General features: G+C 62.4%; 18 protein-coding genes and 1 pseudogene. 9 read left to right on the top strand and 10 right to left on the bottom strand.

Annotation, left to right across the window (positions count from 1 at the left end):
- Window positions 1–8: 8 nt before the first annotated feature.
- From BM026_RS08490 to BM026_RS08470, 5 genes are all read right to left on the bottom strand, one after another.
- A complete protein-coding gene (locus BM026_RS08490) occupies window positions 9–1,028 on the bottom strand; it encodes a branched-chain amino acid aminotransferase (RefSeq protein WP_093528047.1) in 1,020 nt (339 codons plus the stop codon).
- Between the two features lie 184 nt (window positions 1,029–1,212).
- Window positions 1,213–2,592: a dihydrolipoyl dehydrogenase gene (lpdA, locus tag BM026_RS08485; RefSeq protein WP_093528043.1), complete on the bottom strand. Its 1,380-nt coding sequence runs from the start codon at window positions 2,590–2,592 to the stop codon at window positions 1,213–1,215.
- A gap of 3 nt (window positions 2,593–2,595) precedes the next feature.
- Window positions 2,596–3,855: a dihydrolipoamide acetyltransferase family protein gene (locus tag BM026_RS08480; RefSeq protein WP_093124315.1), complete on the bottom strand. Its 1,260-nt coding sequence runs from the start codon at window positions 3,853–3,855 to the stop codon at window positions 2,596–2,598.
- Window positions 3,856–4,914 (bottom strand): alpha-ketoacid dehydrogenase subunit beta, encoded by a 1,059-nt coding sequence (locus BM026_RS08475; RefSeq protein WP_016978112.1) that lies wholly within the window; start codon window positions 4,912–4,914, stop codon window positions 3,856–3,858.
- Window position 4,915: 1 nt separating this feature from the next.
- Window positions 4,916–6,151 (bottom strand): 3-methyl-2-oxobutanoate dehydrogenase (2-methylpropanoyl-transferring) subunit alpha, encoded by a 1,236-nt coding sequence (locus tag BM026_RS08470; RefSeq protein WP_092244665.1) that lies wholly within the window; start codon window positions 6,149–6,151, stop codon window positions 4,916–4,918.
- A 195-nt stretch (window positions 6,152–6,346) separates the two neighbouring features.
- Between BM026_RS08470 and bkdR the strand changes: the two genes are divergently transcribed.
- The gene (gene bkdR / locus BM026_RS08465) at window positions 6,347–6,835 is read left to right on the top strand and encodes a Bkd operon transcriptional regulator BkdR (protein ID WP_092244668.1); all 489 of its coding nucleotides are present in this window, start codon (window positions 6,347–6,349) and stop codon (window positions 6,833–6,835) included.
- Between the two features lie 123 nt (window positions 6,836–6,958).
- Here the strand turns inward: bkdR and BM026_RS08460 are convergent, their stop codons facing one another.
- Window positions 6,959–7,822 carry an MBL fold metallo-hydrolase gene (locus tag BM026_RS08460; protein WP_092244671.1) on the bottom strand — a complete coding sequence of 288 codons (864 nt, stop codon included), beginning with the start codon at window positions 7,820–7,822 and terminating at the stop codon, window positions 6,959–6,961.
- 94 nt (window positions 7,823–7,916) lie between these two features.
- Here BM026_RS08460 and BM026_RS08455 point away from each other — a divergent pair, with 94 nt between their 5' ends.
- From BM026_RS08455 to BM026_RS08430, 6 genes and pseudogenes are all read left to right on the top strand, one after another.
- The gene (locus tag BM026_RS08455) at window positions 7,917–8,252 is read left to right on the top strand and encodes an ArsR/SmtB family transcription factor (protein ID WP_005789341.1); all 336 of its coding nucleotides are present in this window, start codon (window positions 7,917–7,919) and stop codon (window positions 8,250–8,252) included.
- 50 nt (window positions 8,253–8,302) lie between these two features.
- A complete protein-coding gene (locus tag BM026_RS08450) occupies window positions 8,303–9,547 on the top strand; it encodes an NAD(P)/FAD-dependent oxidoreductase (protein ID WP_093124298.1) in 1,245 nt (414 codons plus the stop codon).
- Window positions 9,548–10,360, top strand: coding sequence for a sulfite exporter TauE/SafE family protein (locus BM026_RS08445; protein WP_092244676.1), 813 nt, complete (start codon window positions 9,548–9,550; stop codon window positions 10,358–10,360).
- Window positions 10,361–10,505: 145 nt separating this feature from the next.
- Window positions 10,506–10,829: pseudogene (locus tag BM026_RS08440) on the top strand (porin); the annotation flags it as partial.
- Between the two features lie 299 nt (window positions 10,830–11,128).
- Window positions 11,129–12,274 (top strand): nitric oxide-sensing protein NosP, encoded by a 1,146-nt coding sequence (nosP, locus tag BM026_RS08435; RefSeq protein WP_093124293.1) that lies wholly within the window; start codon window positions 11,129–11,131, stop codon window positions 12,272–12,274.
- The gene (locus tag BM026_RS08430; protein ID WP_175507939.1) at window positions 12,216–14,159 is read left to right on the top strand and encodes a PAS domain-containing hybrid sensor histidine kinase/response regulator; all 1,944 of its coding nucleotides are present in this window, start codon (window positions 12,216–12,218) and stop codon (window positions 14,157–14,159) included. The genes nosP and BM026_RS08430 overlap by 59 nt, the downstream gene beginning before the upstream one ends.
- 585 nt (window positions 14,160–14,744) lie before the next feature.
- Here BM026_RS08430 and BM026_RS08425 read toward each other — a convergent pair.
- Both BM026_RS08425 and BM026_RS08420 read right to left on the bottom strand, forming a co-directional pair.
- A complete protein-coding gene (locus BM026_RS08425) occupies window positions 14,745–15,410 on the bottom strand; it encodes a response regulator transcription factor (protein ID WP_058427587.1) in 666 nt (221 codons plus the stop codon).
- A gap of 27 nt (window positions 15,411–15,437) precedes the next feature.
- Complete coding sequence (locus BM026_RS08420; protein WP_093528036.1) at window positions 15,438–15,977, bottom strand: PQQ-dependent catabolism-associated CXXCW motif protein; 540 nt, start codon at window positions 15,975–15,977, stop codon at window positions 15,438–15,440.
- Between the two features lie 153 nt (window positions 15,978–16,130).
- On the opposite strand from BM026_RS08420, the gene BM026_RS08415 reads away from it, so the two are divergent.
- Window positions 16,131–16,757, top strand: a complete 627-nt coding sequence (locus BM026_RS08415; protein ID WP_092244689.1) for a response regulator — start codon at window positions 16,131–16,133, stop codon at window positions 16,755–16,757.
- On the opposite strand, the gene BM026_RS08410 is transcribed toward BM026_RS08415, so the two are convergent.
- Both BM026_RS08410 and exaA read right to left on the bottom strand, forming a co-directional pair.
- Complete coding sequence (locus BM026_RS08410) at window positions 16,754–17,401, bottom strand: pentapeptide repeat-containing protein (RefSeq protein WP_092244692.1); 648 nt, start codon at window positions 17,399–17,401, stop codon at window positions 16,754–16,756. The genes BM026_RS08415 and BM026_RS08410 overlap by 4 nt on opposite strands.
- A 189-nt stretch (window positions 17,402–17,590) precedes the next feature.
- On the bottom strand, window positions 17,591–19,483 hold the full coding sequence (exaA, locus tag BM026_RS08405; protein WP_083351482.1) for a quinoprotein ethanol dehydrogenase: 1,893 nt from the start codon (window positions 19,481–19,483) through the stop codon (window positions 17,591–17,593).
- A gap of 254 nt (window positions 19,484–19,737) precedes the next feature.
- Here exaA and pedF point away from each other — a divergent pair, with 254 nt between their 5' ends.
- Window positions 19,738–20,199, top strand: coding sequence for a cytochrome c-550 PedF (gene pedF, locus BM026_RS08400; RefSeq protein WP_071492075.1), 462 nt, complete (start codon window positions 19,738–19,740; stop codon window positions 20,197–20,199).
- The last annotated feature ends 1 nt before the right edge of the window (window position 20,200 follow it).

The raw sequence follows: 20,200 nt of genomic DNA, 5'->3' as shown, positions 1-20,200 counted from the left end.
CAGGTGGCTCAGACCTTGACGATCCAGCCTTGCGGCGCTTCGACGTCACCGGTCTGCACACCGGTCAGCTCTTTGTAGAGCTTCTGGGTGATCGGGCCGACTTCGGTCTCGCTGTGGAACACGTGCAGCTTGCCGTTGTACTGGATGCCGCCGATCGGCGAGATCACCGCCGCCGTACCGCAGGCGCCGGCTTCCTTGAACTGGTCCAGTTTGTCGATGAACACTTCGCCCTCGATCACGTCCAGGCCCAGGCGGGTCTTTGCCAGTTCGATCAGCGACAGGCGGGTGATGCCTGGCAGTACCGAAGGCGACTTCGGCGTGATGAACTTATTGTCGTGGGTGATCCCGAAGAAGTTGGCCGAGCCGACTTCTTCGATTTTCGAATGGGTCATCGGGTCCAGGTAGATCGCGTCGGCGAAACCGGATTTCTTCGCTTCCGAACCCGGCATCAGGCTGGCGGCGTAGTTGCCACCGACCTTGGCGGCACCGGTGCCCTGTGGTGCGGCGCGGTCGAAGGTGGATATCTGGAAGTTGTGCGGCACCAGGCCGCCCTTGAAGTAGGCGCCGACCGGGATGCAGAACACCGAGAAGATGAACTCCGGCGCAGTGCGCACGCCGATGTTGTCACCGGTGCCGATTACGAACGGGCGCAGGTACAGCGCGCCACCACTGCCGTACGGCGGGATGAAGCGCTCGTTGGCCGCGACCACTTGCTTGCAGGCGTCGATGAAGTCTTCGGTCGAGACGTGCGGCATCAGCAGGCGGGCGCAGCTGCGCTGCATGCGGGCGGCGTTCTGGTCCGGGCGGAACAGGTTGATCGAACCGTCCTTGCAACGATAGGCCTTGAGGCCTTCGAAGCATTGCTGGCCGTAGTGCAGGGCGGTCGAGCCCTCGCTGATGTGCAGCACGTTGTCGTCGGTCAGGGTGCCTTCTTGCCATTCGCCGTTTTTCCAGACCTGGAGAAACCGCTTGTCGGTCTTGATGTAGTCAAAACCCAGCTTGTCCCAATTGATGCTTTCGTTACCCATGACACCCTCTATCGTTGGTCAAGTCGGTTTTTTTCTGGATGGGCGCAACAATACTGCATTCTTGGCTTGTGTGGGAGCCACTGGGTGTGACCGATCCACCGCCATCGGGGGCAAGCCCCCTCCCACATTTGGAATGCATTCCCCTTGTGGGAGGGGGCTTGCCCCCGATGGCCTCACCGCGTTTTTACAGATGCAGTGCGTGCCCCAACGCCCGCAGCGCGGCTTCCTGCACCGCTTCGCCGAGGGTCGGATGCGCATGGATGGTGCCCGCCACGTCTTCCAGGCGCGAACCCATTTCCAGGCTCAGGCCAAAGGCGGTGGACAGTTCCGAGACGCCCACCCCCACGGCTTGCCAGCCGACGATCAGGTGGTTGTCACGGCGTGCCACCACCCGCACGAAGCCGGTCTTGGACTCCAGGGTCATGGCCCGGCCATTGGCCGCGAACGGGAAGCTCGACACGATGCAGTCAAGGCCAGCGGCCTTGGCTTGGTCGGGCGTCTTGCCGACCACCACCAGTTCCGGGTCGGTAAAGCACACCGCCGGAATGGCCGCCGGGTTGAATTCGCGATGCTTACCGCTGATCAGTTCGGCGACCATCTCGCCCTGGGCCATGGCCCGGTGTGCCAGCATCGGCTCGCCGCTCAGGTCGCCAATGGCATACACGTTGCGCATGCTGGTCTGGCAGCGATTGTCGATCCTGATCGCCGCGCCGTTCATGTCCAGGTTCAGCGCTTCGAGGTTCCAGCCCTGGGTGTTGGGTTTGCGACCGACGGCAACCAGCACCTGATCAGTGGCCAACGACAAGGTGTCGCCGTTCGGGTCGAGCACTTGCAGGCTGCCATCGGCAAAACCGGTGACACTGTGCTTGAGGTAAAGCTTCACGCCCAGTTGCCTGAGGGATTCGTTCACCGGCTGCGTCAGCTCGGCATCATAGGCCGGCAGGATACGATCCTGTGCTTCGACCACACTCACGTCGGCGCCGAGCTTGCGGTAAGCGATGCCCAGTTCCAAACCGATGTAACCGCCGCCCACCACGATCAGGCGCTTGGGCACGCTTTTCGGTGCAAGGGCTTCGGTCGAGGAGATGATCGGCCCGCCAATCGGCAGCATTGGCAGGTTGACGCTTTTCGAGCCGGTGGCCAGCAGCAAGTGTTCGCACTGGATGCGCTGGTCGCCGACGTCGACGGTCTTGCCGTCCACCACCTTGGCCCAGCCGTGGATCACTTGCACCTTGTGCTTTTTCAGCAGCGCCGCGACGCCAGTGGTCAGGCGATCGACAATGCCATCTTTCCATTCCACGCTCTTGCGGATGTCCAGGGTCGGCACATCCACTTCGATGCCCAGTTGTGAACCCTGGCTGTGGTGCACGGTTTGCTGGAATTGCTCGGCCACATGGATCAGGGCCTTGGATGGGATGCAGCCGATATTCAGGCACGTGCCGCCCAGCGCCTGGCTCTCCACCAGGATGGTCGGGATACCCAGTTGGCCGGCACGGATCGCCGCCACATAACCGCCAGGGCCGCCACCGATAATCAGCAGGGTGGTATTCAATGTCTGCGTCATGCCTTACTCCAGGAACAGGCTGGCGGGTTGTTCGAGCAGGCCGCGAATGGCCTGGATGAATTGCGCCGCGTCCATGCCATCGACCACGCGGTGATCGAAGGAGCTGGAGAGGTTCATCATCTTGCGCACCACGATCTGGCCCTTGATCACCATCGGCCGCTCGACAATGCGATTGACGCCGACGATGGCCACTTCCGGCAGGTTCAGCACCGGCGTGCTGACAATGCCGCCCAGCGCGCCCAGGCTGGTCAGGGTAATCGTCGAACCCGATAGCTCATCGCGGCTGGCCTTGCCGTTGCGCGCCGCCGTGGCCAAGCGTGCGATTTCCTCGGCATTGCCCCACAGGCTGCGGGCTTCGGCGTGGCGCACCACCGGCACCATCAGGCCGACATCGCTCTGGGTGGCGACGCCCACATGCACCGCGCCGAGGCGGGTGATGACCTGGGCTTCGTCGTCGTAACGCGCATTGATCTGCGGGAAGTCGCGCAACGCCACGACCATGGCGCGCACGATGAACGGCAGCAGGGTCAGCTTGCCGCGTGTGGCGCCGTGTTTCTCATTGAGGTGCACGCGCAACTCGTCGAGGGCGGTAACATCGATTTCTTCAACATAGCTGAAATGCGCGGCGCGCCGGGTGGCGTCCTGCATGCGCTGGGCGATCTTGCGGCGCATGCCGATCACCGGGATCTGTTCCTCGGTGTTGCGTTCGGCATAAGGGTTGGCCGTTGCCGAAGACTTTGCCGCGCCTTGTTGCAGGTAGGCGTCGAGATCTTCGTGCAGAATCCGCCCGGCGGGGCCCGTGCCCTGCACCAGGCGCAGTTGAATCCCGGCGTCCAGGGCGTGTTTGCGCACGGCGGGGGAGGCCAATGGGCGCTCGTCGGCGGCACGTGCCACGGGGGCCTGGGCCGCGACAACCGGTGCTGGCTTGCTTTCAACCACGACCGGTGCAGGCTTGGCTTCCATCACCGGTACGGCCTTCGGCGCCTCTTTGACGACCGGCGCATCCTTGGCGTTGCCCACGCCTTCCACTTCAATGCTGATCAGAATACTGCCCACCGCCATGACCTCACCCGGCTCGCCGCCGAGGGAGATCACCTTGCCGTGCACCGGCGAGGGAATGTCCACCATCGCCTTGTCGGTCATTACGTCCGCCAGCACCTGGTCTTCGACCACCATGTCGCCGACCTTCACATGCCACACCGACAGTTCAACTTCCGCGATGCCTTCGCCAATGTCCGGCATCTTGATAACGTGCGTGCCCATTCAGACCTCCATGACCCGTTTCAACGCCGCACCCACGCGGGACGGCCCTGGGAAATACGCCCACTCCTGCGCGTGCGGGTAGGGGGTGTCCCAACCGGTAACGCGTTCGATCGGCGCTTCCAGGTGGTGGAAGCAATGCTCTTGCACCAGCGACACCAGCTCGGCACCAAAGCCGCAGGTGCGGGTGGCTTCGTGTACCACCACGCAACGGCCGGTCTTCTTCACCGATTTGACGATGGTTTCCAGGTCCAGCGGCCACAGGCTGCGCAGGTCGATGACTTCGGCGTCGATGCCGGTTTCTTCGGCGGCCACTTGCGACACATATACCGTGGTGCCGTAGGTCAGCACGGTGACGGCCGAACCCGGACGCACGATGGCGGCCACGTCCAGCGGCACGGTGTAGTAACCGTCCGGCACCTGGGCTTGCGGGTGTTTCGACCACGGCGTTACCGGGCGGTCGTGGTGGCCGTCGAACGGGCCGTTGTACAGGCGCTTGGGCTCGAGGAAGATCACCGGGTCATCGTTTTCGATGGAGGCGATCAGCAGGCCCTTGGCGTCATACGGGTTGGACGGCATCACCGTGCGCAGGCCGCAGACCTGGGTGAACACCGCTTCGATACTCTGGCTGTGGGTCTGGCCGCCGTAGATACCGCCGCCGCAGGGCATGCGCATGGTCAGCGGCGCGGTGAACTGGCCGGCCGAGCGATAACGCAGGCGCGCCGCTTCCGAGATGATCTGGTCGGTGGCGGGGTAGACGTAGTCGGCGAACTGGATTTCGGCCACCGGGCGCAGGCCATAGGCGCCCATGCCCACGGCCACGCCGATAATGCCGCTTTCCGAGATCGGCGCGTCAAACACCCGCGAGCTGCCGTACTTGGTCTGCAAGCCTTCGGTGCAACGGAACACGCCGCCGAAATAGCCCACGTCCTGGCCAAACACCACCACGTTATCGTCTCGTTCGAGCATCACATCCATGGCCGAGCGCAAGGCCTGGATCATGGTCATGGTGGTGGTGGTCATGGCGGTTTCCACTTCAATGCTGTTGTTGTGATCGTTCATGTCAGACCCCCAACTCTTGACGCTGGCGCTTCAAGTGCTCCGGCATCTCTTTATAGACGTCCTCGAACATGGTCGCGGCGCTTGGAATCTGGCCACCGGCCAGGGTGCCGTACTGTTCGGCCTGCTTTTGCGCGGCAATCACTTCGGCTTCAAGTTCGGCACTGACCGCCGCGTGTTCCTCTTCGGACCACTGGCCAATCCTGATCAGGTGCTGCTTGAGACGGGCAATCGGGTCGCCCAGGGGGAAGTGGCTCCAGTCGTCGGCGGGGCGGTATTTGGAAGGATCATCCGAGGTGGAGTGCGGACCGGCGCGGTAGGTCACCCACTCGATCAGCGTGGGCCCCAGGTTGCGGCGCGCGCGCTCGGCAGCCCAGGCCGAAGCGGCGTACACCGCGATGAAGTCGTTGCCGTCCACCCGCAGGGAGGCGATGCCGCAACCCACGCCGCGTCCGGCGAAGGTGGTGGCTTCGCCGCCGGCAATCGCCTGGAAGGTGGAGATGGCCCACTGGTTGTTGACTACATTGAGGATCACCGGCGCACGGTACACGTGGGCGAAGGTGAGGGCGGTGTGGAAGTCGGATTCGGCGGTGGCGCCGTCGCCGATCCAGGCGGAGGCGATCTTGGTATCGCCCTTGATCGCCGAGGCCATGCCCCAGCCCACGCCTTGTACGAACTGGGTAGCGAGGTTGCCGGAAATGGTGAAGAAGCCGGCGTCTTTCACCGAGTACATGATTGGCAACTGGCGGCCCTTGAGCGGGTCGCGTTCGTTGGACAGCAACTGGCAGATCAGGTCCACCAGTGGCACTTCACGGGCCATCAGGATGCTTTGCTGGCGGTAGGTGGGGAAGCACATGTCGTCGATGTTCAAGGCCAGGGCCTGGGCGCTGCCGATGGCTTCTTCGCCAAGGCTCTGCATGTAGAACGACATTTTTTTCTGACGCTGGGCGACCACCATGCGGTTGTCGAAGATCCGCGTCTTGAGCATGGCGCGCATGCCTTTGCGCAGAATCTCCACCGGGACGCCTTCGGCCCACGGACCGAGGGCCTGGCCTTGGTCGTCGAGCACGCGGATCAGGCCCTTGGCCAGGTCGGCGGTGTCGGCGGGTTCTACGTCGATGGCGGGTTTGCGCACGGTGCCTGCGTCGGTCAGGCGCAGGTACGTGAAGTCGGTCTTGCAGCCTGGACGGCCCGAGGGTTCAGGGACGTGCAGACGCAGTGGTTCATACTGCTGGGTCATGGCTTTCTACGCTCTATCTTGTGAATTTCTTGTAGTGGGCGCGCTAGCTGACAGTCAGTCCCCGGGTAGGGGAAATCTTGTCCTACAACAATCATAGGCGTGGCGTAGAAGAATATTTATCTCTGTTTCGTTGCGCCCGCGGTCATTTGCGGATAAAAAACCTGCATAAACATAATAAACAGGTGAATTTGTCTCATGCGCAAACTGGACCGTACCGATATCGGCATTCTCAACGCTCTGCAGGAGAATGCACGGATCACCAACGCCGACCTGGCCCGCTCGGTCAACCTGTCGCCCACGCCGTGTTTCAACCGGGTGAAGGCGATGGAAGAACTGGGCCTGATTCGCGACCAGGTCACGCTGCTGGACGCCGACCTGCTGGGGCTGCACGTCAATGTGTTCATTCACGTGAGCCTGGAAAAGCAGAATGAGTTGGCGTTGCAGCAGTTCGAAGGGGCAATTGCGGACCGTCCGGAAGTGATGGAGTGCTACCTGATGGCCGGCGACCCGGACTACCTCATCCGCGTGCTGGTACCGACGATCCAGTCGCTGGAGCGTTTCATGATGGACTTTCTGACCAAGGTGCCGGGGGTGGCGAACATCCGCTCAAGCTTTGCGCTCAAGCAGGTGCGCTATAAAACCGCACTGCCGCTGCCGGCCAATGGCATCAGTCTGGGTGCCTGATAAAAGTGGGAGGGTGCTTGCCCCCGATAGCGGTGGATCAGCTACACATGATGTGTCTGACATACTGCAATCGGGGGCAAGCCCCCTCCCACATTTGATCCCATTTCAGATCAGAGACCATTTTCAGAGTTGGTTGACGGGGATTTTCAGGTAGGTCACGCCGTTATCTTCCGCCGGCGGCATATTCCCCGCCCGCACATTCACCTGGATCGCCGGCAGCAGCAGCGTCGGCATCCCCAGCCCGGCGTCGCGTCGGGTGCGCATCTCGACAAACGCCGCTTCATCCACCCCGTCATGCACATGGATATTGCCTGCGCGCTGCTCGGCCACTGTGGTCCGGCACTTAGCCTCTCGGCCTTCCGGCGGGTAGTCATGGCACACGTACAGTTCGGTTTCCAAAGGAAAGGCCAGCAACTTGCGCATCGATGCATACAACTGCCGCGCATCCCCGCCGGGGAAATCACAGCGGGCGGTACCGACATCCGGCATGAACAGCGTGTCGCCCACCAGGATCAATCGGCCGTCGATCAGGTAGGCCATGTCCGCTGGAGTATGCCCTGGCACATGCAGTGCCTGGGCCTTTAGGTTGCCGATGTGAAACACCTCATCCGGCGCAAACAGGTGGTCGAACTGCGAGCCATCTACACGAAATTCCGGCTCCAGGTTGAACAGGTGCTTGAATACGCCCTGGACTTTGCTGATGGCCTGGCCAATCGCGATCTTGCCGCCCAAGGTGCGGCGCAGGTAGGGCGCCGCCGACAGGTGGTCGGCGTGGGCGTGGGTTTCCAGCAGCCACTGCACCTGCAAGCCGTGCTCGCGCACGAAGGCGATGACGTTATCGGCCTGGGCGGTGTCGGTGCGCCCCGAGGCCGGATCGTAGTTGAGCACTGAGTCGACAATGGCGCACGGGCCGCCGTCGGTTTCATAGACGACGTAGGTGTAGGTCGACGATGCCTCGTCCAGAAAGGCTTGAATCAACGCTGGCATGGCGAACGTCCCCGATGGAGAAAAAAGTAGTTACAATCAGTTTACGTTTTCACATAATGTTTCGAGCTTAAGTGACACAAAGGACCCGAGGCAAATGGAATCTACTCTGAGTGAAGGCGAAGTTGCCCAGTTGCGCGCATCGGCGTCCAAGGCCTGCTCCTTGCTCAAGGCCCTGGCCAATGAGGATCGCTTGCTCATCCTGTGCCAGCTGACCCAGGGCGAGCGCAATGTCGGCGAGCTGGAAGCCCTGACCGGCGTGCGCCAGCCCACGCTGTCACAACAGTTGGGCATCCTGCGTGACGAAGGGTTGGTGGCCACCCGTCGGGAAGGCAAATACATTTTCTACGGGCTGGCCAGCCATGAAGTGATTCAAGTGATGAAGACCCTGTCCGGGCTGTACTGCGGCGCGGTCATAAAAAGCTGGGCGTGACGCCATCCGGCAGCGACCCTTGTGTGCATGTATTACAAAGGCGATAGACCATGACCGACCAACACTGGGGCCCTACCATCAGTGGCGATATCGTAGTCATCGGCGGCGGCTCGGCGGGCATCGGCCTGCTGGCCAGCCTGCTCAAGCGCGATCCCCACCTGCATATCACCCTGATCGAACCGAGCGACCACCACTGCTACCAGCCCGCCTGGACCCTGGTCGGCGGCGGTGCCTACGACGTGAAGAAAACCCGCCGCCCACTGGCCGATGTCCTGCCCAATGGCGTCACCTGGGTACAGGCCGCCGTCACCGAACTGCTGCCCGATGAGCAGACCCTGGTGCTCGACAGCGGTCAGCGCGTCACCTGGAACAACCTGATCGTCTGCCCCGGCCTGCGCCTGGCCTGGGAAAAGGTCGAGGGGCTGCAGGACACCCTGGGCAAACATGGCGTCACATCCAACTACAGTTACCAGCACGCTGCTTACACCTGGCAGTTGGTGCAGCAACTCAAGGGCGGCAAGGCGATCTTCACCCAGCCGGCCATGCCGATCAAATGCGCGGGTGCGCCGCAGAAAGCCATGTACCTGTCCTGCGATCACTGGCTCAAACAGGGCACGCTGAACAATATCGACGTCGAATTCAACCTGGCCGGCGCCGCACTGTTCGGGGTGGCAACCTTTGTGCCGCCGCTGATGAAGTACGTGGAAAAATACAACGCCCGCCTGGCGTTCAATGCCAACCTGGTGAAAGTCGATGGCCCTGCGCGCAAGGCCTGGTTCGAGGTGAAGGACCCCGAGGGTAACGTCCGCGTCGAGGATAAAACCTTCGACCTGCTGCACGTGGTGCCACCGCAAGTGTCCCCGGATTTTATCCGCCAAAGCCCACTGGCCGACGCCGCCGGTTGGTGTGAGGTAAACCCCCATAGCCTGCAGCACCTGCGGTATCCGCATATCTTCGGCCTGGGCGACGTGTGCGGCACCACCAACGCCAAGACCGCCGCAGCGGTGCGCAAGCAAATCGTGGTGGTTGCCGAAAACCTGCTGGCCCTGCGCAAACAGGCGCCGTTGCCGCTCAAATATGACGGCTACGGTTCCTGCCCCTTGACGGTGGAGAAGGGCAAGGTGGTGCTGGCCGAGTTTGGCTATGGCGGCAAGCTGCTGCCGACCTTTCCCCTGGACCCGACCCGGGCGCGTCGTTCGATGTGGTTCCTCAAGGCGACCTTGCTGCCGTGGTTCTACTGGAACGGCATGCTCAAGGGCCGCGAATGGCTGACCCGCCTGAGCAAGGTGGACTGAATGCTGCTCGCCAGTGTGTTGGGATTGTTGATGGGCCTGGTCATGGGCCTGACCGGCGCCGGTGGCGGCATTCTCGGGGTGCCGGCGCTGGTGCTGGGCCTGGGTTTGAGCATGACCCAGGCGGCGCCGGTGTCACTGCTCGCCGTGGGCGCGGCGGCTGCGGTGGGGGCGGTCGATGGTTTGCGCCATGGCTTGGTGCGCTACCGCGCGGCGTTGCTGATCGCCTTGCTTGGCGCGCTGTTTTCGCCGGTGGGGGTGTATCTCGCCCACCAATTGCCTGAAGCCCTGTTGATGGGGCTGTTCAGCGCATTGATGGTGCTGGTGGCCTGGCGCATGTTGCAGCGGGAAAAACGCGAGGCAGGGCCGAGTGACCACGGCACCGCCTCCTGGGGCCAGAAGAACTGCATGCTCGACCAGCACACCGGGCGCCTGGCCTGGACTGCCAAATGCAGCGCGACCCTGGCCGCTCTCGGCGCAGTGACCGGTGCGGTGTCCGGCTTGCTCGGTGTCGGCGGTGGCTTCCTGATCGTGCCGGCATTCAAGCAACTCACCGACGTGCAGATGCGCGGCATCGTCGCCACCTCCCTGATGGTGATCAGCCTGCTGTCGTTGATCGGCGTGGCCGGCGCGTTGCATGCCGGTGTGCGCATCGAGCCGGTGGGTTGGGTGTTTATCGCCGCGAGTATCGTCGGCATGCTGGCCGGTCGGCGTCTGTGTTCGGTGATTCCTGCGCGTACCTTGCAAGTGGGGTTTGCCAGCCTGTGTGTCGTGGTGGCCGTGGGCATGTTGGTCAAGGCCGGTCTTACATCCTAAGTGCCGGGCCTGGACTAAACCGAACTTGCCGGGCACCCGCTGCCTCTCCAAAGCATCCGCAAATCAGGGCCAAGGCAGCGTATGCCATGGCCCACCGCCTTTTGATAATCGCCTCCGACATCAAGTCCCCGTTGCGGAGCGCACCATGCATAATAATAAGAACGTCCCCCTGCGTCTGTTACCTGTCTTTATCCTCGGCCTGGGCCTCAGCCCATTCGCCGACGCCGAAATCATGCTGTACGACAAGGGCGAAACCACCTTCTCCACCGATGGCTACATCAACGCCTTCTACGTCAATAGTGACGTCGGCCGTGCCGGTGACCAATACGACCGCCGCCAGTCGCGTGTGAAGATGGGCTTCTTGCCCAACTACCTGGGCTTCAACATGACCAAGTAGGTGGACGACCTCAAGCTCGGCGACAACCTGAAGCTGGTGGCGGAGTACAACCAGATCGAGGCGCATGACACCCATGCCCAAAATGAAGACACCGATACCTTTGCCGTAGGTGCTGTCCTCACGTGGTAGTCATCTGAAATGCAATCAAAATGTGGGAGGGGGCTTGCCCCCGATAGCGGTGGATCAATCACTCATGCATCGACTGACACACTGCAATCGGGGGCAAGCCCCCTCCCACATTGGATCTCCATTGGCTTTTGAGAGAGTGGTCTTGAAAGCCTCATCCCATCGCATCCCCCACCCAGTACCCAAGTAGCATAGGCCCATGCCCAGGCCCTTCGTACACTGATGCTTCAGAGGGGGAGGCAACGATGCACAACAGTGAAGGCGTAGTCAGCGCCATGTCCCAGGCCACCGATGCCGGGCAGGCCGCCGAGGAATTGGCCCAGCAACTGCTGCACCCGTACCTGGGTTTTGTGCTGTTTTTCTGTTCCGCGTCCTACGACCTCCAGGCCCTTGGCCAGGCCCTGCAACAGTGCTTCGGCAAGGTGCGTGTGGTCGGCTGCACCAGCGCCGGCGAAATCACGCCCCAAGGCTACGGCCGTAATTGCATCACCGCGATGGGCTTTAACCACGCGCACTTTTCCATCGCCACCGAGCTGATCGATCAGGTCGAGCACTTCAGCCTGATCGGTGCCCAGGACATGGTCGAACGTCTGGTCGGCGGCTGTCGCAGCAATACCCTGGCGCCGATCAAGGGCAACACGTTTGCGCTGACCCTGCTTGACGGCCTGTCCAGCCGCGAAGAAATGGTCCTCGCCGCCCTTAGCGCGGCCCTTGGGGATATCCCGCATTTCGGCGGCTCGGCCGGTGACGACAACTTCCTCACCCACACCCACGTGTACTTCAACGGCGTGTTCCACAGCGGCGCGGCGGTGGTGATGCTGGTCAACACCTGGCTGGATTTCGAGGTGTTCACCACCCACCATATCCTGCCGCGCACGGAAAAACTGGTGGTGACCGGCGCCGACAGCGCGTCACGCCGTGTGTTCGAACTCAACGCCGAGCCCGCCGCCGAAGAGTACGCGCGGCATATCGGTGTGGCGGTGGCCGACCTCGACCACCGCACGTTCGCCGCCCACCCGTTGGCGGTGCGTATCCACGACCAATACTACGTGCGCGCTATCCAGCAGGTGCATGAAGACCTCAGCCTGAGTTTCTACTGCGCGGTGGAAAACGGCATCGTGCTGACGGTGATGACGCCCGGCCCGCTGCTGCCGAACCTGCAGGCTCTGTTCGACGGCCTGCAAGCGCGCCTCGGCGACCTGTTGCTGACCATCGGCTGCGATTGCTTTTTGCGCCGCCTGGAGCTGGAGGACAACGGCACCCTCGAACAGCTCGGCGGTTACTTGCGGGACCAGCGGGTGATGGGTTTCAACACCTACGGAGAACAGTTCAATGGCATGCACATCAACCAGACCTTCACCGGGGTCGCCATTGCCCGAGGCCGGCGCTGACCTGCCCGCTCAGCTGGCCCGGCTGCAACAGGACAACCTCAAGCTGGCGCGGATCAATGTGGCGCTGATCGAGCGCATCGAGTCCGGCATGCCCCAGGGCAACAACCCCTACACCACCTTCCAGCATTCGGTGGTGCTGGCCGAGCAAGTGCGCGAGCGCACCGACGCGCTGAACCAGGCGATGGCCGAACTCAAGGCCAGCAACCACCTGCTGATCAACGCCCGCCTGCGCGCCGAAACGCTGCGTGGCGAACAGGCGGCGGCGCAGAAAGCCCAGGAGAGCGAGCGCTGGATCCGCCTGATCACCGACAACGTGCCGGCGCTGATTGGCTACCTGAATGCCGACCTGGTCTATGAGTTCACCAACAAGGTTTATGAAGAATGGTACTGCTGGCCGCGCGGCATGATGCTCGGCCAGAGCCTGCGCGAAGTGCACAGCGAGCAGCATTGCCAGCGCCTGGATGCCTACGTCGCCCGTGCCTTGGCGGGGGAGAGCGTGACCTTCGAGTTCGCCGAAACCAACATCAACCACCAGGAACGCTACATGCTGCGTTCCTATGTACCGAACATGCTCGCCAGTGGCGAGGTGGTGGGGATCTTCGTGTTGATCCGCGATATCACCGAACGCCGCCGCACGGCCGAAGCCTTGCACCAGGCCTACCAGCATCTGGAACAGCGCGTGGCCCAGCGCACCTCGGAGCTTACGTCGCTCAATGACCAACTGCTCAAGGAAATCGACGAGCGCCGTCGCATGGAAACCCGCCTGCGCGAAGCCAAGCTCGAGGCCGAGCAGGCCAACCTGTCGAAAACCAAGTTTCTCGCCGCCGTCAGCCATGACCTGTTGCAGCCGTTGAATGCGGCGCGGCTGTTCACCAGTGCCTTGCTGGAGCGACCCAGCGAAGCCCTGGTGCGCAATGTGAGCAACTCCCTGGAAGACGTGGAAAACCTGCTGGGGACCCTGGTGGATATTTCCAAGCTGGATGCTGGCGTGATCAAGGCCGATATCGCGCCGTTCGCCTTGAGTGAGTTGCTCGACAACCTCGCCGCCGAGTACACCCAGCTGGCCCGCGCCGAAGGCCTGGCGCTGCACTTTGTCGGCTGCTCTGCGTTGGTGCGCAGCGACATCCAGTTGCTGGCGCGGATCCTGCGCAACCTGCTCAGCAATGCCATTCGCTACACCTACCAGGGGCGGGTGGTGCTGGGTTGCCGGCGTCAGCAGCAGCGCCTGTTGATCCAGGTGTGGGACAGCGGCATGGGGATTGCCCAAGAGCGCTTGGAGGAGATTTTCCAGGAGTTCAAACGTGGCGACGTGCAGCGACCGGACCAGGACCGCGGCCTGGGCCTGGGCCTGGCCATCGTGGAAAAGATCGCCGGGATACTCGGCCATCGCATCAGCGTCAGGTCCTGGCCGGGCAAAGGCTCGATGTTCTCGGTGGAGGTACCGTTGAGCGCCACGGCCCCCAAGTCGCTGCCTGCGCCTTCCATGAGCGAGCCGTTGCTCGAGCGCCTGCAAGGTGCCCGGGTGTGGGTGCTGGATAACGACGCGGCGATCTGCGCGGGTATGCGTACCTTGCTCGAAGGCTGGGGCTGCCGGGTGATCACGGCGCTGTCGGAACAGGACCTGGCGCGGCAGGTGGACAACTACCATGCCGAGGCGGATCTGTTGATTGCCGATTACCATCTGGACGACGACCAGAACGGCGTGGACGCCGTGGCCCGCATCAACGCCCGGCGCGGGAGCGCGGTGCCGGCGTTGATGATAACGGCCAACTACAGCAATGAATTGAAGCAGCAGATACGTGAGTTGGGGCATACCTTGATGCACAAGCCCGTCAGGCCCATGAAGCTGAAAACCGCCATGAGCCACCTGCTCAGCCAGCCCTGACAAAAATGCAGATCAAATGTGGGAGGGGGCTTGCCCCCGATAGCGGTGCATCAATCAATGGATGTGCTGACTGACACTCTGCCATCGGGGGCAAGCCCCCTCCCACAGTTGATTTGTGATGTGTCAAAGGGTCAGCGACGCAGGTACGAGCCGAGAATTGAAGCAGCAGATACGGGAGTTGGGGCATACCTTGATGCACAAGCCCGTCAGGCCCATGAAGCTGAAAATCGCCATGAGTCACCTGCTCAGCCGACCCTGACAAAATGCAGATCAAATGTGGGAGGGGACTTGCCCCCTCCCACAGTTGATTTGTGATGTGTCAAAGGGTCAGCGACGCAGGTACGAGCCGAGAATTGAAGCTGCAGATACGTGAGCTAGGGCATACGTTGATGCACAAACCCGTCAGGCCCATGAAGCTGAAAACCGCCATGAGCCACCTGCTCAGCCGGCCCTGACAAAATGCAGATCAAATGTGGGAGGGGGCTTGCCCCCGATAGCGGTGCATCAATCAATGGATGTGCTGACTGACACTCTGCCATCGGGGGCAAGCCCCCTCCCACAGTTGATTTGTGGAGTGTCAGACCGTCAGCGGCGCAGGTACGAGCCGAAATCGATATCCCCGGCACTGAGTATCGCCTGCACCCGGTTATGCACATTCAACTTGCGCAAAATCGCCGACACATGGGCCTTCACCGTGGTCTCGGCAATCTCCAGCGTATAGGCAATCTGCTTGTTCGATTCGCCCTTGGTCATCCGCTCCAGCACCAGCAATTGTTTACGGGTCAGTGCCTGCAAGAGCTCCGGGGCAAACCCCGGGCTGTCATTCATCCGCCGCTGCCCGGTGTTTTTCTGGGTGCGGATGATGTCCGGCGGCAGGTACACATTGCCGTTGAGAATCTGCTGGATCGCCTCGGTCATTTGCAGGCGCGGTGATGATTTGGTGATAAAACCCACGGCGCCGTAGGTGATGGCCTGCAGCACGATCTGTTTGTCCTGCTCGGCCGAGACAATCACCACCGGGATGGTCGGCGACTCGTTGCGCAGGTTGATCAGGCCGTTGAGGCCGTGCATGCCGGGCATGTTCAGGTCCAGCAGGATCAGGTCGAGGTCGTCATGTTCCTGGGTCAGGGCGAGGGCGCTGTCCAGGTCGGCGGTTTCCATCACATCGCTGCCGGGGAAACCGTCGCTGATGACGTTGTGGATCGCCTCGCGAAACAGCGGGTGATCATCGGCGATCAGGATTTTGTACATGGCCGTTCACCTTCTTGTTGTGGTTTTTTATTCAAAGGGTTCGGGTGTCGCAGCCATTACTGGCAGGTTTGCCGCTTCCCATGCATCCAAACCATCGCGGTACCAATACACAGTGGTATAGCCCAGGTTGGCGGCCCGTTTTACCGCGTTCCAACTCAGCCAGCAATCGGCGCGGCAGTAGAACACCAGCGGGCGCGCCAGGTTGCCGCCCGTGTACTTGTAAAGGTGACGCACAAAGTAACCTTGCCACTCGGGCGTGAGGTCGCCGTCGCCGGTATTGGCCAGCCAGTGACTGCCGGGCAGGTTGGCGTGGGGCTGGTCTTCGATGAAACGACCCTGTAGCCACGGGCGGCGGTACACGTCGATCAATACCGGTGCGGGCATCTGGGCCAACAGCGTCTGCAGGGCCGGGGTGTCGACAATGACGGCCCCGGGCAGGTGTTCGGGCGTGGGGCTGCGGTACAGGCTGATGCGGTAGCCATCGGCGGAAAACAGTGGCGTGTCGGCCTGTACGTGCGTGATGAACAGGCACAACAGTGCCGCAAGTGGCAGTCTAGCGGGCAGCATGGCGGGTCCGGTCCTTATCGTTATGCCCCCATTACACGCCAGTCCCGCTGCCTTGGGAATGCGACGATAGACAGCAAAACCAGTACCAAAGTAGTAGGTCCCATTGGTCCCCGGGGTTCTAGCATGGCCAGAGGTACTGCCATGGGAGGCACTATGAACATCCTGCTGGTCGATGATCACGCCGTGGTCCGCCTGGGTTACGCCAGCCTGTTGCGCAGCGGGCTGCCGGATGTGGTGGTGCGCGAAGCAGCGAGTGGCGAGGACGCCTTGACGCGGGTGCACGAAGCGGTACCCAACCTGGTGATCATCGGCTTTGGCCTGCCGGGTATCAGCGGCCTGGAAACCACCCGCCGCCTGCGCCAGCGCCTGCCGCAATTGCGCGTGCTGTTTTTCAGCCAGCATGCCGAGTTGCCCCTGGTGCGCCAGGCGCTGGAGGCCGGTGCGTCCGGCTACCTGACCAAAAGCGCGTTGCCGGCGGTGATGCTGGATGCGGTCGAGCGCATTCTTGACGGCCACACCTATATTGAACAGGACCTGGCCACCCAGCTGGCTTACCACCCCACCGACCGGCGCCTGCAAAGCATGACCCAGCGTGAGCTGGAGATTTTCCTGATGCTCGCCAAGGGCACCCCGGCGCGCGCGATTGCCGCTCAGTTGAGTATCAGCAGCAAGACCGTGTCCAATCACCTGACCTTGCTCAAGAGTAAGTTGCAGGTGAGTTCCCATGCCGAGTTGGTGCATTTGGGTATCGACATGGGGGTGGTGCGGGTGGCGGGTTAACGATCCCAGGTGGTGGGGCAATCCTTGCAACCGTCCATATTCGCATCCTGGAAATTCGCATAGTGCTGGCGGCTGCCGGTGAGCGTGGCTTTTTCCAGGTTGCTTTCGCCGAACTTGGCTTCTTGCAGATTGGCGTCGCTGAGGTCGGCGCCTTGCAGATCGGCCTTGCTCAGCCAGGTCATCTCCAGGTCGGCCGCCCGCAGGTTGGCCTGGTGCAGCTTGGCCCCCGACAGCCGGGCAAATTGCAGGTAGGCGGCGCTGAGGTTGGCGTTTTCAAACTGCGCACCCTGGGCGAACAGCCCCCAGCCTTGCACGGCCATCAGCGTGGCGCCGGTGAAGTCGGCCAGGCGCAGGTTGGCTTGTTGCAGGCTGGCGCGGGTCAGGTTGGCGCCTTGCAGCTGGGCTTTTTCCAGGTTGGCCAGGTCGAGGTTGGCGTGGCGCAGATCGGCATCGCGCAGGTCGGCACCGGCCAGGTTCATTTTGCTCAAGTCCTGGTTGCTCAGGTCGGCGCCCTTGAGGTTGGCACCGGGGCATTGGCTGTGTGCGGCCAGGGTGCAGCCGTTGATGACCAGCGGCGCGTCGTCGCCCTCGTCGGCGTGAGCCAAGGGCAGGGATAGCAGGATTAAAAATGGCAGATATTTCATCGCGAGACCTCTGGGGATCCTGGGGTGAGCGGGCTTGCTGTGGCGAGCGGGCTTGCCCCGCGTTGGGCTGCGCAGCAGCCCAAAACCTGACGACTCGGTGAGGCTGGAGAAAAGCCGGGGGCCGCTTCGCTGCCCAACGCGGGACAAGCCCGCTCGCCACAAAGGATGACCCCCGCATATAGGGTGAGGTTACTTCTGCGCGGTTTTCAGGTCCCAGCTCGGGATCTTGAACACCCAGAACGACCCACCCTGTGCCACCGGCTTGGTCAGCTCCGCCATGTCGCCGCCCCACAACGGCACCGCGCCGCCGTAGCCGACTGTCACGCCGATGTACTGCTCGCCATCCTGTTCCCAGGTGATCGGCGGCGAGACGATGCCGCTGCCGGTCTGGAATTTCCACAGCTCCTTGCCGGTCTTCGCGTCGAAGGCCTTGAAGAAGCCATCGCCGGTGCCGGTGAACACCAGGTTGCCCTTGGTCGCCAGTACGCCGGCCCACAACGGCAGGTGTTCCTTGTGCTCCCACACCACCTTGCCGGTGGTCGGGTTCATCGCCCGCAGGGTACCGACGTGGTCGTCATACATGCGCTTGATGCGAAAGCCCATGCCCAGGTACGCCGAGCCCTTCTTGTAGTTGACCTCTTCGGTCCAGTATTCCTCTTTCCACTGGTTGCCCGGGATGTAGAACAGCCCGGTGTCCTGGCTGTAGGCCATGGGGTTCCAGTTCTTGCCACCCAGGAACGGCGGCGAGACTTCCACCGGCTTGCCCTTGGTTTCACCCGGCAAAGGCTTGGCCGGACGCTGGCCTTCGTTTTCCACGGGGCGGCCGGTCTTCAGGTCGATGTGGCTGGCCCAGGTGATGTTGTCGACGAACGGGAAGGCGTTCTGCAGCTTGCCGTTGTTGCGGTCGACCACGTAGAAAAAGCCGTTGCGGTCGGCGTGGCCGGTGGCCTTGATGACTTTGCCGGCCTTGTCCTTGTAGTCGAACAGCACCAGCTCGTTGTTGCCGGAGAAGTCCCAGGCATCGTTCGGCGTGTGCTGGTAGAACCACTTCACTTCGCCGGTGCTCGGGTCGACGCCGACCTGGCCGGAGGTGTAGAGGCTGTCGAAGTCGTGGGGGTTGCCGTCCTTGGAGGTGCGCGCCCAGGTGTTCCACGGGCCAGGGTTGCCGGCGCCGACGATGATGGTATTGGTCTCGGCATCGAAGCTCGCACTCTGCCAGGGCGCGCCGCCGCCGTGGCTCCAGGCCTCGACCTTGCCGGTTTCGGTGGTCGGGTCATCCGGCCAGGACGGAGCCTTGACGTCGCCGGTCGGGGTGCTGTCCTTGCCGTTCAGGCGGCCCATGTGGCCTTCCACGAACGGGCGCATCCACACCTCTTCGCCGGTGTCCGGGTCGCGCGCATACAGCTGGCCGACCACGCCGAATTCATCGCCGGAGCTGCCGTGGATCAGCAGCACCTTGCCGCTGACCTTGTCTTTGATCAGCACCGGGGCGCCGGTCATGGTGTAGCCAGCGGCGTGGTCGCCGAACTTCTTGTTCCACACCACTTTGCCGGTGTTCTTGTCGAGGGCGATCAGGCGTGCATCGAGGGTGCCGAAGTAGATCTTGTCGCCGAAGATCGCCGCGCCCCGGTTGACCACGTCGCAGCACGGGCGAATGTTGTCGGGCAGGCGGTGGTTGTAGGTCCACAGGCGTTTGCCGGTCTTCGCATCGAGGGCGAACACCCGGGAATAGGAGCCGGTGACGTAGACCACGCCGTCGCTGACGATGGCCTGGGATTCCTGGCCACGCTGCTTCTCGTCGCCGAACGAATAAGACCAGGCCGGTGTGAGCTTGAACACGTTCTTGTCGTTGACCTGGGCCAGCGGACTCCAGCGCTGGGCGTTGGTGCCCATGCCGTATTGCAGCACGTCCTTGGTGGTCAGGTGGTCGTTGGCGATGTCTTCCCAGGTGACGTTGCGGGTCTGTTTGGCAGGCTCGGCGGCGGCGAAGCTGGCCGCACTCAAGGACAGGCTGCCGACCAGCAGGAAGGCCTGCACGGCAAGGCTCAGCGGCGAGAGGGCGGGTAGCGATCTTATTGTCATGGTTGCAGTTCCCAGTGGAGGTTATGGCCTGCACAGGGTGCGACGTGAACGCCGTGGCGAATACGGAAAAAGTCCCGGTGTTGCCGGGACAATTTCCCGAACCGCCTCTGATTTAGCAGTGCCCCACAAGGCCTGCTACCAACGGATGAGAACCCGCCCACCAAAGCAGCATACGGGTCCTGCCGGGTGCTTCCTAAGATGGTTGCCATAGCCTCTGCCAAGAGGTTTTGCGTGCACTCCCGAGGGAAAAAATAATGACAACAAAACGCAACGCCTTGATTACCGCCTGCCTGCTCGCCAGTGCAATCAGTAGTGGATCCGCCTGGGCTCACGGCAACGTGACGCCCACCGCCGTGGAAACCAAAGGCCTCACCCCGATCAAGGACGCCGGCGTGCCGCTGGACGCCGATGGCTGGGCCGCCACCAACCCCTATCGCACCACGCCCGAACATGACAAAGCGGTGGAGGTCGGTGCGTCGGCCTATAACCAGAACTGCGCGGCGTGCCATGGCCTGGAAGCCAAGTCCGGTGGCATCGCCCCCGACCTGCGCATGCTCGATGCCGGCGACGCCGGCGATGAATGGTTCGTGGAACGTGTGCGCCACGGCGCCGTGCGCGATGGCCGGGTGTACATGCCGAAAATGGCCGACTACCTCAGCCAGGAAGCCCTGTGGGCGGTGCGCACCTACCTCGACAGCGTGCACGTCGAGGAGTAAG

The organism is Pseudomonas sp. NFPP24 (genome assembly GCF_900112095.1).
Classification (GTDB): Bacteria; Pseudomonadota; Gammaproteobacteria; order Pseudomonadales; family Pseudomonadaceae; genus Aquipseudomonas; species Aquipseudomonas extremorientalis.
The sequence above is the reverse complement of the archived record's forward strand: the minus strand, read 5'-3'. Positions and strand labels throughout refer to the sequence as shown.